Source organism: Paenibacillus glycanilyticus, from assembly GCF_051200795.1.
Lineage (GTDB): Bacteria > Bacillota > Bacilli > Paenibacillales > Paenibacillaceae > Pristimantibacillus > Pristimantibacillus glycanilyticus.
This window is the reverse complement of record NZ_CP195155.1, coordinates 5,752,744-5,766,958: the sequence shown is the minus strand read 5'-3', so window position 1 is coordinate 5,766,958 and position 14,215 is coordinate 5,752,744. Positions and strand designations below refer to the sequence as shown.

Annotated in this window: 13 protein-coding genes, 1 pseudogene and 1 other annotated feature; of the genes and pseudogenes, 6 read left to right on the top strand and 8 right to left on the bottom strand. The window is 50.3% G+C overall.

Annotated elements, in window-relative coordinates:
- Positions 1 to 6 precede the first annotated feature (6 nt).
- Entirely contained in the window at positions 7 to 1,479 is a 1,473-nt protein-coding gene (locus tag ACR9FF_RS25930; RefSeq protein WP_435166342.1) for a hypothetical protein, read from the bottom strand.
- A gap of 143 nt (positions 1,480 to 1,622) precedes the next feature.
- On the opposite strand from ACR9FF_RS25930, the gene ACR9FF_RS25925 reads away from it, so the two are divergent.
- Positions 1,623 to 2,111 carry an NUDIX domain-containing protein gene (locus tag ACR9FF_RS25925; RefSeq protein ID WP_435166339.1) on the top strand — a complete coding sequence of 163 codons (489 nt, stop codon included), beginning with the start codon at positions 1,623 to 1,625 and terminating at the stop codon, positions 2,109 to 2,111.
- 51 nt (positions 2,112 to 2,162) lie between these two features.
- Here ACR9FF_RS25925 and argS read toward each other — a convergent pair whose 3' ends face one another.
- The 3 genes from argS to ACR9FF_RS25910 form a co-directional block, all read right to left on the bottom strand.
- Entirely contained in the window at positions 2,163 to 3,857 is a 1,695-nt protein-coding gene (gene argS / locus ACR9FF_RS25920; RefSeq protein WP_435166336.1) for an arginine--tRNA ligase, read from the bottom strand.
- 54 nt (positions 3,858 to 3,911) lie between these two features.
- Positions 3,912 to 4,159, bottom strand: a binding site (T-box leader).
- A 39-nt stretch (positions 4,160 to 4,198) separates the two neighbouring features.
- Positions 4,199 to 4,522, bottom strand: coding sequence for a thioredoxin family protein (locus tag ACR9FF_RS25915; protein ID WP_127495404.1), 324 nt, complete (start codon positions 4,520 to 4,522; stop codon positions 4,199 to 4,201).
- Positions 4,523 to 4,571: 49 nt separating this feature from the next.
- Positions 4,572 to 5,525, bottom strand: a complete 954-nt coding sequence (locus tag ACR9FF_RS25910) for an L-lactate dehydrogenase (protein ID WP_127495403.1) — start codon at positions 5,523 to 5,525, stop codon at positions 4,572 to 4,574.
- A 478-nt stretch (positions 5,526 to 6,003) separates the two neighbouring features.
- On the opposite strand from ACR9FF_RS25910, the gene ACR9FF_RS25905 reads away from it, so the two are divergent.
- From ACR9FF_RS25905 to ACR9FF_RS25895, 3 genes are all read left to right on the top strand, one after another.
- Complete coding sequence (locus ACR9FF_RS25905) at positions 6,004 to 6,957, top strand: ABC transporter permease (RefSeq protein ID WP_127495402.1); 954 nt, start codon at positions 6,004 to 6,006, stop codon at positions 6,955 to 6,957.
- Between the two features lie 58 nt (positions 6,958 to 7,015).
- Positions 7,016 to 7,930, top strand: coding sequence for a carbohydrate ABC transporter permease (locus ACR9FF_RS25900; RefSeq protein WP_435166330.1), 915 nt, complete (start codon positions 7,016 to 7,018; stop codon positions 7,928 to 7,930).
- Positions 7,931 to 7,995: 65 nt separating this feature from the next.
- Positions 7,996 to 9,702, top strand: a complete 1,707-nt coding sequence (locus tag ACR9FF_RS25895) for an extracellular solute-binding protein (protein WP_127495400.1) — start codon at positions 7,996 to 7,998, stop codon at positions 9,700 to 9,702.
- Positions 9,703 to 9,792: 90 nt separating this feature from the next.
- Here the strand turns inward: ACR9FF_RS25895 and ACR9FF_RS25890 are convergent, their stop codons facing one another.
- From ACR9FF_RS25890 to ACR9FF_RS25875, 4 genes are all read right to left on the bottom strand, one after another.
- Positions 9,793 to 10,530: a DUF4247 domain-containing protein gene (locus tag ACR9FF_RS25890; RefSeq protein ID WP_201008340.1), complete on the bottom strand. Its 738-nt coding sequence runs from the start codon at positions 10,528 to 10,530 to the stop codon at positions 9,793 to 9,795.
- Between the two features lie 111 nt (positions 10,531 to 10,641).
- Entirely contained in the window at positions 10,642 to 11,148 is a 507-nt protein-coding gene (locus tag ACR9FF_RS25885; RefSeq protein ID WP_201008341.1) for a DUF4178 domain-containing protein, read from the bottom strand.
- A 30-nt stretch (positions 11,149 to 11,178) separates the two neighbouring features.
- Entirely contained in the window at positions 11,179 to 11,580 is a 402-nt protein-coding gene (locus ACR9FF_RS25880; protein ID WP_127495397.1) for a DUF350 domain-containing protein, read from the bottom strand.
- 115 nt (positions 11,581 to 11,695) lie between these two features.
- A complete protein-coding gene (locus tag ACR9FF_RS25875) occupies positions 11,696 to 12,370 on the bottom strand; it encodes a PspA/IM30 family protein (protein WP_127495396.1) in 675 nt (224 codons plus the stop codon).
- 66 nt (positions 12,371 to 12,436) lie between these two features.
- On the opposite strand from ACR9FF_RS25875, the pseudogene ACR9FF_RS25870 reads away from it, so the two are divergent.
- Together ACR9FF_RS25870 and ACR9FF_RS25865 are read left to right on the top strand one after the other, a co-directional pair.
- Positions 12,437 to 12,610 (top strand): annotated as a pseudogene (locus ACR9FF_RS25870) (DinB family protein); the annotation flags it as partial.
- A gap of 161 nt (positions 12,611 to 12,771) precedes the next feature.
- Positions 12,772 to 14,196 carry a hypothetical protein gene (locus ACR9FF_RS25865; RefSeq protein WP_435166324.1) on the top strand — a complete coding sequence of 475 codons (1,425 nt, stop codon included), beginning with the start codon at positions 12,772 to 12,774 and terminating at the stop codon, positions 14,194 to 14,196.
- Positions 14,197 to 14,215 lie beyond the last annotated feature (19 nt).

The window sequence follows — 14,215 nt, the reverse complement described above, 5'->3', positions numbered from 1 at the left end:
CAGCTATTATTTCCGCTCTCCGCCTTCTACGATGTTAAAGTAATAATTGATCTGGTCCTCGCACGCGGACATTCTATCTAAGGACTGCGGCGCGCATACGATTAAGCGGGTTGTCGTCACCGGAAGCTGATTATCTCCAATGGAGTAGACGCCCTTTTCATCAATTCCGAAGTTAGACTCACTTTTCATCGCATAGCTCCCGAATAACGGATCCAATTCAATCTTTACATAACGGTGATCGCCGCCTGCGGGTTTCAGCTTCAACAATGCAAGCTCCTGAACTTTATTGATGAAGTTATCTGCCAGGATGGTTTGTGGAAATTGCAGCCATCCATCCGATGTGCTGCGCTTCAGCGTAACGGATTGTTCCGAAGCATGGTAGACAGCGCTTATGTGGGTATAGCGGCCATTTGCAACAGAATCAACGAATTGGAACAATAGCTCCTTCACTTCGCCATATTCGTCCAACACGGTTTCAAAGCTCTCAATTCGGGCCTGATTGCTTACCGGCGCGCGGGCGATTACCATCTTCAACAAGCCATCCACTCCAAGCTGTTCGACCGATACATGACGCAAAATGCTCTGCTTAGGTACGGAATCGAAATGATTCATAACAGGAGGCATCACGATTTGCAAGACATACATGGCTAAACCAAGCAGGGCAGCCTTATCCTTAACGGAAAGATTAGGCCTTGGTTTTCGGAAAAATAACAGGTATACTACAAAACCAAGCGGCAGCCGCAAACCGTTTAAGGTAAACGTAAAACCGCCAAGCAGCATATGTCCGATAAGCTTCCAGCCCAGGTGTTTCTCCGGTTCCGAGCGTTTGCGGTAAAGCATAATCAGACAGCCAATAACGATGAGGGGGAAAAGGGCGGACAGCCAAATCGAAATGGTCGATTGGTTCAGCTTCGTATACCCGTATAAATAAAAACCTGAGTACCGGACATGAACCCCTTGAGCAAACTTTGCGAGCTGCGTGTCAGGAATATCAACGGATATAGCATTTCCTGGACCTTCGCCGCCTCCGTAAGTTCCTCCTAGCACGTCTTTCCCGCTTGTATCGGTAATTATCCACTCTGGGCCGTTTGTATGGGTAAAACTATCGTTAGTAATATGGGAAATATTCAAAAGCTGCCCGGATTTCGGGTTCGGATGCGGAACGACATTAAGCTGGATATACAAATCCTTTTCGCGTTTGCCGACCTTCTCCAACACAATATCCGAATCAAACTTCTTCGCTATTACAAGATTAAGCTTGGTTTCGCCAATCTCCTTCGGAATCCATTCCGGCTTCAGAAAAAACTCTACAGCGACGCCTTCCTTAACCAACGAGAGACTGTACCCGTCTTGGTTAATAATTCGCTGATATACCGCAGAGCTGCGGTTATGGTAGAGCTGGATTAGCTGCACCGCGGTAAAAAGGATAACTGCGGCGAGAACGCCGGCAGCTATTTTCCAAGCTAATTTCCATTTCAATATGCGTACACCCCGCTTTCAATCCGTCTCATGATCCGCTGTATAAACCTATAACTATATACTTTTGGAAAAACAAGGAAAGTTGCGATTGGGGAAAAGAATATGGAGCGCTGGAACAATAATAATCGAAGGCAGGGGATACCTTGGAGAAAATTCGTCTTCGGGCATGCGCATTAATTGTGGAGGACGACGCGATTCTATTGATCGAGTTCAAGAACGATAATGACGAAGGCGTGCATTATAATCTGCCGGCGGGCGGCGTTGAACCCGGGGAAACGCTCGTGGAAGCCGCGAAACGGGAAGCTATGGAAGAGGCTTGCGTTGAGGTGGAAGTTGGTCCCGTAGCGTTTGTTTACGAATATCAGCCGGTAAAAAATAATTACATTTACGGAGATACGCATTCGGTAGGGGTTACATTTGCATGCAAGCTAAAAAAAGGTTCATCCCCCCAATTCCCGGATATTCCTGATTCCACTCAGATTGGAGTCAAATGGATCCCGATTTCGGAGCTGCCTGCCATTGTGCTGTATCCGGAGATTCAAGAGGATATCATCAACTATTGCCGTGGTGCAGAGTACCGCAATTATGCAGAGGAATACGATATCCAGCAAAGCAAGCAGAGCAAGCTATGATCAAAAGCGAAGGGGCAGTCCGCAATCAATAAGCGGCTGCCCCTTTGCGCATCACATTTCCTTCAGCGCTTTGACTCCCAGCAGCTTTAATCCGTCTTCGAGAGTATCGGCCGTCATGCGGACAAGCGCCAGCTTCGCGGCTTGTTCGGCCGGATTCCCGGTAATGATTTTCTCGTGGTGATAGAACCGGTTAAACGTCTGGGCGAGCTCGATCAGATAACGGGCGGCAACGGAAGGCTCATAACGCTGCGCTGCTTGCGCAAGCGCATCCGGATAGCGCATCAAGGCCTTCGCCAGCTGCCAGGATGGGTCGCTTTCGGCATAGCGGTAATCGGCTGCATCGGCATATCCACCGGGTTCTGCAGGAGCGCTGCTGCCCGCCTTGCGAAGCAAGCTTTGCGTTCTTGCGTAAGTATATTGCACGTAAGGCCCCGTCTCGCCTTCGAAGTTAACGACGTCCTCGAGCGAGAAGTTTATTTCATGGAGCCGCGAGTGGAGCAAGTCGCCAAAGATAACGGCGCCAACGCCAACGGCTTCCGCAACCTCGGCTTTACCGGTGAGAGCAGGGTTCTTGTCCTCGATAATGCGAAGAGCATGAGCTGCCGCTTCATCTAGAACATCCTCCAGGAAGACGACCTTTCCTCTGCGTGTAGACATTTTTTGCCCGTCCATCAGCATCAGGCCAAACGGGATATGCTTGCATTCTTTCGCCCAATCGAAGCCCATCCGCTCGAGCACCAGGAATAACTGGCGGAAATGCAAGGATTGCTCCGCGCCAACCACATACAGCAGTTCATTGCCCAACATCTGATCGTGCCGGTAGATCGCGGTGGCTAGATCGCGCGTGGCGTAGATCGAGGAGCCATCGGATTTTTTGATGATGCAAGGAGGAAGTCCTTCTTCATCCAGCCGCACAACTAACGCGCCATCGCTCTCCTGGAGCAAGCCTTGACGGGTCAGTTGATCGACTACCGCATCCATCTTGTCGTTATAGAAGCTTTCGCCAAGGTAATGGTCGAAAGCTACGCCGAGGCGGTCGTACAGCTTGTTGAAGGCGGCTAGACTGTCCTCGATAAACATTCGCCAATAGCGGTTGGCTTCCGGGTCGCCGCTCTCCAGCTTGACGAACCATTCCCGTGCTTCCGACTCCAGATCCGGCTGGTGCTCCGATTCCTCATGGAAACGAACATATAGCTCGAGGTAGGCTTTAATCGGATCCTCGGCTTTGCCGGCGGGGTCTCCCCATTTCAGGTAAGCTGTAATCATTTTGCCGAATTGGGTTCCCCAGTCTCCTAGATGATTAACGTTAACCGTATCGTAGCCCACCTTGCGAAGCAGGTTGTAAAGGGCGTTGCCAATCATCGTCGAGCGCAGATGCCCGATGCCAAACGGCTTGGCGATATTGGGGGAGGACATGTCGATAATAACGCGTTTGCCTCCGCCAATCTGCGGTATTTGCGCTCCGCCATTCCGTGCGAATTGTTCGATTGCCGCGGCGCGGTTGAACTTGAAGTTCAGGTAGGGACCGGCAGCGGATATCGTCCACCGGCTGCTCTCCGGCAGGGAAGCCGCCAGTTGTCCGGCGATTAGCGCCGGGCTTTGCTTCATCAGCTTCGACAAGGCAAAGCAGGGGAAAGCAACGTCGCCATGCTGCTCGTTAGGCGGAAACTCCAGAAGCTCCTCAATTTGCTGGCTGGATAAAGAGCAGTGCTCCGCCAGGCTGACGGCAATCATTTCTTTTAACATAAGGCAAGCCTCCCGAAAAATGGTGGTCAAAATAAAACATAAAACCCCCGTCTCGTAAGAGACGGGGGTTCATCCCGCGGTGCCACTCTTGTTGCTTGCAGGCAGGCGGAAATGTGAAATAAACGCGCTGCTGGAAGCATCTCGCCGTTGTAACGGTTCTGAACCGGGCAGGCCTACTGTATAAAGGTTCGGCGAGCCATCTCCCGGGTCCTCTTCGCAAAAGGTGCCATCGCCGGCTTTCACCACCCCGGCTCGCTGCTCATGGTCATCGCCCTTGCTACTGTCCCGTTCCTCGATGTTATATAACGAACATCATACTTGATGTTATCTGAATAATCAATCTATTGTTTCATGCGATGGTTAAGAATTTGAATAAACGACTGGCAAGCCACGAAAGTACGCATCACCGTAATCGGTTCCCCATCCTTATACAAGGCCATGGCGGGAACGGCGCGCAGCTCAAGCGGAGCGGCAGTCTGCGGGAACAGATCGATATTGACCGAAGCAACGGTCATTTCGCCGCGAAGAGAAGGGATGGCGGCCTCGAGCTGTCCGGCAATCGTATGGCAGGGGGTGCAGAAGGTGCTGCGGTACAGAACAAGCACGGAGCCTCCGCTCGCGATTGCTTCCTGCAGCTGTTGATCAGTTAGCTGGTTCAAAGACATAGGACGGTTATCTCCCTGATACTAAGATTAAATGATGTCCTCCATTGTATCATCCCAGCTTCAACTGCTCAATTGCCCCGCGAATGATCCGGCATGAAAAATCCATCCGCCGATCCTCCTCCTGCGTCAAATTAAGCTCAATAATTTCTTTGACGCCGCTGCGGGTAATGATGGCGGGAACGCCTGCCGCAACGCCCGTCTGGTTGTATTCCTGCTCGAGGATAGAGGAGACGGCGATGATACGGTGTTCATCGTACAGAACGGAGCGGGTAATGTAAGCAAGCGCATTGCCGATGCCGTAATGGGTGGAGCCCATGCGGGTGTAAATTTCCCAGCCTGCATTCTTGGTCTGCTCGGCAATTTCATTCAGCTTGAGATGGCCGAACCGGACGGGATGCTGGTTCAAAATATCTTGAATAGGCTTGCCGCCAATCGTCACATGCGACCACGCCGGGAATTGGGATTCCCCGTGTTCGCCCAGCACGTAGCCGTGCACGCTGCGCGGGTCGACGGAGAAATGCTCGCAGAGCAGCGTTTTGAGCCGGGCGGAGTCAATGGATGTGCCGGAACCTATAACCTGGCTTCGGGGTAGACCTGACAGTTTCCATACGATATAAGTAACCACGTCAACCGGATTAGCCGCCGCCAGAAAAATACCGTTAAACCCGCTGCCCATAATCCGCGGAATGATATCGCCATAGATATCTGCGACCGTGCTTAGCATGCCCATCCGGTCCTGGCCTTTAGGCGGATAGCCGCCTGCGGACAAAATAACGACGTCCATATCCGAGCAATCCTCATACGTACCGGTATAAATCTTCGTGCGGGAATGAATAAATTCCATGCCATGCGACATATCGAGCGCTTGGGCCACTGCTCTGTCAGGAGTTCGTCCGATTAGCATGATCTCGTCGCATATCGACTGATTGATAAGGGAATACGCGCAGCTTGAACCCACGTTGCCAACCCCGACGATCGCTATCTTGCGCGCTTTGCTCCTCATGCCCATCCAGCCCCTTACCCAAGTGTTGTTACTTCTAGTATATGGGCTTGCATACCAATGATGTGACGGCGAAGTTACGGTCATGTTTGTCTTTCTTACGCTTCGGATAAGCGGACGAACATAGGCTGTGAGAATGGCGCTTCCGCCGTAAGGCTATGTCTAAAGTCTTGCCGGCGAAAGCGAGGATTAGCGATAATGCGACTAAAATCTCCATGATCCTACATGATGCGACAAACATATTTAATATATTATATAGATTAATGTGAAATGAGTGGGCTAGAAAAAAGAAGAAATACCTGTATTTTGTTTAAAAAATAAGCTTTTTTGCCCAAATTCCCCCTAAATTCGTTCATTGGTCGTATTGATTGTATATATTAAATATATTATATTAATATATATGAAACCGCTTTCACCTTAAGAGGGAGAGTTATCCGATTCCGCGATTGTGTGTTATCCATTTTAGGAGGTGGAAGAGACAATGATTGTGAATGAGGCAAAAGCCGAAGTTATGCCGATACCCAAAAAAAAGAACCAGACTTGGTCTAGAGTTTGGTATTTCAGGCATGCGTACTTGTTTATGCTTCCAGCTGTTATTTGGTATTTGGTGTTCAGCTATTATCCGATGTATGGCGTTTTGATCGCATTTAAAGATTTTAAGTACAATCTCGGAATAATGGGAAGTCCATGGGAAGGGCTGCGGTTTTTCAAGCAGTTCTTGAATGATTCCAATTTTTATTCCGTTCTCAAAAATACGCTGTCGATCAGCGGTCTTAAGCTGCTGTTCGGATTCCCGGCACCGCTAGTTCTTGCTTTAATGCTTAACGCCGTGATGCGCAGCAAAATCAAGCGCATCTTCCAAACGATTTCTTACCTGCCGCACTTTGTATCCTGGGTCGTAGTCGTAACGCTGATGCAAAAAATTCTTTCTCCCAACGTTGGTCTTGTGAATGACATTCGCGAAAAAATGGGGCTCGATTCGATCTTTTTTATGGGAATGCCGTCCTTATTTTATCCGCTCGTCATTTCCTCCGACATCTGGAAGGGCATCGGCTGGGGCTCGATCATTTATTTGGCCGCGTTAACCAACATTGATCCACACTTGTATGAAGCCGCGGAAATAGACGGGGCGGGCCGCTGGAGCAAGCTGTTCAAAATCACGCTGCCAACCTTGGTGCCTACGATCGGCATTCTGCTGATTTTCTCCCTAAGCGGCATTCTGAATGCCGGGTTTGACCAAATATGGCTAATGCAGACGCCAGCTACCTTAAGCGTCTCTGAGATATTGGACACCTACGTGCTTAAGACGGGTATCCAGCAAGGACAATTCGCTTATTCCACGGCGATCGGCTTATTCAAATCGGCCATCTCGCTCATCCTCATCATAACGGTCAACAAGATAGCCAAGAAAGTAAGCGACGTGTCTTTATGGTGATGAAAGGCAATCTCTGCATGAATCTATTGCTTCACAATTCATTTGAGGAGGTGCGGGAATGGGCACGAGAAGAATGTCGGCAGCCGATAAGATATATTCGACCTTGAATTATACCGTTTTGCTCCTATTTTGCCTGACGGCACTCTACCCCTTTATTTATTTTTTGGCGCTTTCGTTTAATGACGGCTACGACGCCATGAAAGGCGGCATTTACTTATACCCTCGCGTATTTACGCTTGAGAACTACGCCAAGGCATTTAATAATCCGCAGGTTTTGAATGCCTTTTGGATTTCCGTTTCAAGGACGGTAATCGTTACCCTATGCTCCGTCATGCTGACTTCCTTGCTCGCTTACGGTCTTTCGCGGAAAGGTCTGCCGGGAAGGAAATACATCGTCTTTTTCTTCTTCTTTACGACCTTGTTCAGCGGCGGATTGATTCCGACCTTCATCTTGTACCGGCAAATTCATATTATCGATACGTATTGGGTGCTGGTGCTGCCCGTGCTGTACGACTTTTTTAACGCGATTGTCATGAAGACGTTTTTTGACGGGATCCCTCCCAGCTTGTCGGAGTCGGCCCGAATCGACGGGGCAAGCGAACTGCAGGTGTTTGCCCGCATCATTCTCCCGCTTTCCATGCCGGTATTGGCTACCATAGCTTTGTTTGTAGGGGTTGGCGTGTGGAACGACTGGTTTACCGGGCAGTTCTTCATCTCGAAAGAAAACCTTCAGCCTGCGGCGACGTTCCTGAACAAAATGATAAGCGAAGCGTCCTTCCAGACCATGACGGGTTCAAGCGGCGGATCGTCCATCCAAAACATGAGCCAATCCCAAATGGAGCTGCGGGGCGTAACGCCGGAAGCGCTCCGAATGACGTTCGTTATCATCATTACCACTCCGATCCTTTGCGTGTATCCGTTCCTTCAACGGTTCTTCGTAAAGGGTGTACTGGTAGGTTCGCTCAAAGAGTAGTCGCGAGGGGTATAAGAGGCATTGCCTTTTATATATACAATTAAAAAATGAGAGGGGCTTGTCAAATGCGTAAAACCAGATTAAAAGGTTCTCTTGGCCTGGCTGCCGCGATCCCGCTGCTTGCATTGTCGATGACAGCGTGCAGCGATAACGGGGGGAACAACGCACCAGATGCGTCTGCGTCTGCAGGCAATGCAACGAATACGGGGCAAAAAGAAGCGGATGCACCCAAGCAGGTCACGTTAACGTTCCTGAGCGCCTGGAATGGCGGCGGAGCGGGTTTCCCGCAAGATCAAGAGAACAATCCGGTAGCAAAAGCGATTAGAGACAAGACTGGCGTCACGCTCAAGATGGAATCCATCACGACAAGTGAAGTCGAGAAGCTGAATACCATGTTCGCTTCAGGCACGGTTCCGGATATCGTAAACGCTCCGTACTGGTCGACAACCGGCGGTGAAGGTCAAGTTATCAAAAAAGCCGCTCTGGAAGGTCAGCTTCTTGACTTAACGCCTTATCTCGATAAATATCCGAATATTAAGAGACTGGTCACGACTGGCATAGCGAAGGACTTTGCCGAGTTTGACATGAATAGCCCTGATCTGAAGGGCAAGCAATATATTATTCCGACGGAGACGCCGGACGGTTCGATCGAAAGCATTCATAACTGGAATTATGGCCTTTATGCCCGCGGCGATATTTTGAAGGCGCTGAATGTAAATGCGGCTGATATCGATACTCAGGATAAGCTGTACGATTTGCTGGAGAAGATCAAAAACGGCAATTTCAAAGATATTAGCGGCAAGCCGGTTATCCCTTCCGGAACGCTGCACAACGGTTGGGATTCCAGCCAATTCACGAAGGGCTGGACGGGTTACAATATTTCGGACTTCCGCGAGGAAAACGGCAAGCTGACCTTCTGGGCTTTGTCCAAAGACGAAGAAGACAAAATGATGTATTTGCGCAAGTTGATCCAGGGCGGACTGTTCGATCCCGAAGCATTCAGCAACACCGACACGACAGCGATGGAGAAGCTGACCACCGGCAAGCTTGCCGTATTCGGAGCTCAGCCTATGCTTGGCGATCTGTCCAAAACGCTGTATAAGACGAATCCGGAAATGCAATACGAGCTGCTTGGTCCAATGAAGAATAAAAATGGCGAAATCGCTACGCAGGTTGAGAAGCCAGGACGTTCCGGATTCCCTGCGATCTTCTTGAGCGCGAAGATCAAAGACCCGGATGCGGCACTGCGTTATATTGATTTCGTAAACAGCGACGAAGGCCGTCTGCTCGCGTACTGGGGTATTGAAGGCAAGGATTACACGATGGTGGACGGAAGACCGCAATGGATTCCGGACGTGAAGAAGCAATTTGACGACAATCCGGACCTGAAGCGCGACGAAGGACTTAGCTTCCTGCCGGGCAGATTCACTGGCGCATTCTCCGATACGGTGACATGGCCGAAAACGGATGATCAAAAAACGCAATGGGATAAGCTGGAGGAAAGCTTCTCGGCGAAAATGCCGATTAAAATCATTGATAAAGTAAGCGCCTCTTATCTGGAAAGAGAATGGCCGAAATATCAGCAATATCGCGACAAGGTAGGTAGCTTTGATTTTAACGCGGAATTGCAGAAAGCCTACTTCGCGAAATCGGATGATGAAGCTTTGAAAATCCTTCACAAAGCCCAAGACAAATTCAAGGATGCCGGTGTCGAGGAAATGACCGAGTTTGTCGCTCAAAAAGCCGCGGAACGGAATGACATTGGCTTCTAAGATATAATAGGACGAACACAAATAAACCGCCCGGTCGCCCGGGCGGTTTATTTGTGTTTATTGCTCCATTCACAGTAAGCATGCGCATCGTCACCGTCGCCGCGAAACGCGGCCGGAGCCCATCCGGATCTTCGGCGCCGATTTTTTCGGCTTGGTGAAGACCGAGCTCTTCTTCGATGAGCTTGATGACGAGCCGCCGGTAATGACCTTGCCGGTCTTGCCGGTGGAGCTGCTGCTGCCTGATCCGACAGCAGTGGAGTCGGCGTTCTTCGAACGTTTTAAGATGGATCCGCTACGGTTCACCGTCATTGGCGGTGCTTTTTTCAGATCCTGATCGGTTGGCGTATGGTAAGTGGTCTTCGGTTTGTAGACATCCTTCTGGGAGTAACCGCGGTAATTGCCATGACCGTACCTGCCGTTATCGAACAGATCGCTCAGCACGCTGGCGAGCAGGTAGCCCTCCAGGAAGCTGCTGCTGTAGTTGTTGCGTACGTATTCCTTGGAGTCGATCTCGATCAGGGAGTCCGACGGATCATCGGGAGCCTGCTGGATCTGGATGACCTCATCGCTGTAGACGAGGAACATCCTCTCGGTACTTTCCGCAGACTGCTGCTCCGGCTTCTTCTTATCGACAAGCTGCTTGGCGACCTCCGGAACGGTCTGGTCCGCAGCCCGGTAGACGTAAGACGTCTGGCTGCCCGAACCGTTCACCGATTCAAGCGGGTACTTCTCCTTTACGGTGTCGGAGATGGCGCAGGCCGCAAGCATGGGAATGACGAGGCTGAGTAATAGAATAATTTTGATGCTATGAAGCCACCACTTCTTCATCTTGCTCCTCCTAAAAAGAATTGCGAAGCAATTCTTACTTCGAAAGCATAAACTTAAAGAATTGCGAAGCAATTCTTGCTTCGAAAGCTTAATCTTAAAGATAGCTTCGCCCTATGCGCCCCGGATCACGCGGACATCCGCGGGCAGCACGGATTCGCCGACATACAGCATGAAGCGTCCGTCCAGCCATTCCACTCGGAGCAGCTTCATATCGTCGGACTGATATTGCCATACGTATTGCTCGCCGCCTTGCATAAACGGCGTTTTGCCGTTGGCCGCGATCATACCCGAGAAGTTCTCTTCCATGTGATAAGCCCGGTCATCCAGCTCAAGGGTAGTTGGTACTTCGTCAAACGTATCCAGTCTTCCATCGATTTGCTCGTACAGCGCGAAAACCGTTCTTTCGCGTTCTTCAATCGAGAGATAACGGATGTCGCTTCCGTCCTGCAGCGTCAGCACAACCGCGTTGCGGCTGCGGTTCCGGCTGCTGCCGGTAACTTGATACGTGACCAGGGAAACTTCGCATACATCGCCGGGAGCTAGAGACAGGATGCTTTTCTCCGCTTTCACCGGCTCAGGCTTTGCCATAATATTTTTAATCCGTTTAAAAATGCTCATCTAGGTTTACTCCTTCGTACGATCGTTCTGTTAGACCGAAGCAATAATCAGCGCACCCGCAATGTGAAGGGACCCGGCGATTAACGCGTAGCCGACCTTGCCCTCGTGAATGCCTTTGTCCAGCTGAATGCCGGCAATGGCACCAAATATAATCCGGAAAATCGCTTCGACAATCAGCAGGGTGATAAACGATACAAGCGAGATCACAAGAGCTTCCCACATGTACGTTGCCTGTCCGATCGACGATGCAAGGATGTAGGCCTGTGCGCCCAGCTTCATGACGAAACGGACCGCTACAGCCATATTACCATCTTTCATTTCCTTAAAATCATGGTATTTCGTGGACAATGAGTCTAAATACATGAGGATAAAAAGCAGCAGCGCCCCAGCGCCTGTCCACACCGGAATTTGAAGCAAATCCGTCCAAGTCATGACCATCTTTCCCCCAATAAAGTAATAGAACCGCAAAATCCGCCGGCGCTGCCGTTAAGCTATGGCGCCGGCGGACATGTTTGCGTCAGTCCATTTTATTCCATGCGAGCAGGAGCTATTCCTTCTTTTCGTACTGTCTCATCAGAGCGGCCAGCTCGTCTTCAACCGCTTTGTCCTTGCCAAGAGCCGCGAACTCGTCGTCAAGCGATTTGCCTTTGGACTGGGCAAGTTCGTTCGATGCTTCGGCGCGCGCTTCGGCTTGAAGCATTTTTTCTTCCATGCGCTTCAGGCCTGCGGAAGCGGAATCGGAGCTGAAGCCCGCAAGCGATTTGTTGATGTGCTCTTGCGCTTTGGCCGCTTGGTAGCGGGCAACCAGCGTCTCGCGTTTGTTTTTCATCTCGGTCAGCTGTTTGCGCATTTCGTCGAGCTTCGCGCGGAGGTTATCCGCCATCGCTTTGTTGTTGTCAAAGCTTGTTTTGTATTCGGCGGCTTTCGCTTCAGCCGATTTTTTCTCTTCCAGCGCACGGCGGGCAAGGTCGATGTTCTGAGCTTGAGCCGCGATATGCGCTTGCTCGCCGCGTTTTTCCACGAGCTGAGCTTGCTCTTCGTACAGCTGCTTGAATTTTTTCTCGAGAGCGATTTGGGCCGCTACGGCTTTTTCGGCATCCTCAAGATCTTCTTGCATGTCACGGATATATTGGTCAGTCAGCTTGATCGGATCTTCCGCTTTCTCGATCAGAGCGTATACATTCGATAAAGTAAGGTCACGAAGTCGTTTGAAAATAGACATTTTAAACATCCTCCCGGAATTTTCGATTTTCAATATTGGAGCTTATATCACCTACATACGATTATACGCTCGATTAGGTTTCATTTCGATAGTTCGGGAAAAAGTGGTGCCCGGTTTATTCAGCATGTTGTTAACCATGGTACGTATCACCGGGGGAACGTGACGGCAATACTAAGACAACAGGGGCATCCGGGCATTGCAACGGATTATATCTTTTTCCTGTACGGGCAATTTAATTAATCCACAGGTTTATCCACATTATCAACATGAGTAATCCCCAATTATAGTGGGACTTTACATAAAGTTAATAACATATCCACAACAGAGGATGTCCACATAAAGTCCTAGTCCGGAAGTCAGGTCATACATGCAAAAATGTTGAGATTTGTCGGAGGTACTATTTGAAAATAAGGATTCGTTTGGAGTGGCTGGCCGTTATCGTTGCAGCCGCTGTCTTGTTGCCGCTGTTATTTTTCAGCCCCGTCGGGGTTGCGAATAATGGCGACTTTTACCGTATGATGCTGGCAGGCGGTATCGACTTCGCCGATCCCGGCGAATCTTACCGGGACAAGTATTTCGGATATTTTCATAGGTTGTATCATTACGGGCCGTTCTCGGCGGATAGATATATTTCCTCCCAGATCATCCCCGTTTTTATTGCGGGAATAATCGGCAGAGCGGTCAACTCGCAGACGTTTGACATCCGGATCCTATCGTTGCTGTATTCGGTGCTGTATGTCGCGGCCTTGTATGTCATCGTTAAATTCAATAAGCAGCGTTCGATCGTCTTTAATACCGTGCTTATCGCAAGCTTGGCGCTTGTATTTCTGGATATTGGATACGTCGCTTATTTCAACTCGTTTTTCGGCGAAGCGGTCACCGTCATCTTTATGCTGCTTACGTTCGGATTGGCGCTTGCTTTGCCGCATTCGGACAAGCCTTCGGTCTGGCTTCTGACGGCCTTTTATTTGTCGGCGGTTTGTCTTGTCGGCACGAAGCTGCAAAACGCCCCAATTGGGCTCCTGCTTCTGCTGCTGGGCTTGCGTTACTGGAAGCTGCGTGCTGACCGGGCATGGCGATGGACGGTCGGAATCTGGTCGGCCGTGCTGCTGCTTGCTACCGTTACAATGTATGCCGCTGCTCCAAGCGGACTGAAGCATATTAACCTGTATCAAACGGTGTTCTTTGGTGTACTCAAGGACTCGCCGGACCCGGCGTCGGATCTTAGGGAGCTGGGATTGCCGGAGGCATTCAAGGTGAATGCCGGAACGAATTTTTTTCAGAAGGATACGGTAATCAAGCAGAACGACCCCCGCATTGTTGCGGCGCTTGAGGGGATCAGCCATAAAGATGTGCTGCTGTATTACGCAAAACATCCGGACAGATTCCTGCAGAAGCTGAAGCGAGCTGCGAAGAACGGAATGAGTATCCGGCCTTTTTATCTGGGAAGCTACGAGAAGGAGGCGGGCAAGCCTTACGGGGCGGTCAGCTACGCTTATAGCACCTGGAGTACGTTTAAACTGAAGGTTATGCCGAGCAAACTTTGGTTTATTGCGGCGTTTGCCGCGGCTTATCTGGCCGTGCTTACCGTCGAGTATATAAGGCGTTGGAGATCGTTGCAGCAGCGGCTGTATCTGGAGGCTTTGTTTGTTCTTGCGCTTGTCGGGATGTCTGGCTTTACCGTCCCCCTTGTTGGCGACGGGGAGGCGGATCTCGGCAAACATTTGTTCCTGTTTAACGTCTGCTTCGATATGATGACGGTGGTCAGCGTGCTATATGTCGTGCGGATCATCGTGAAAAAAGCAGGGCTGACGCGCGGAGCTTGACCTCCACGCGAACAGCCCT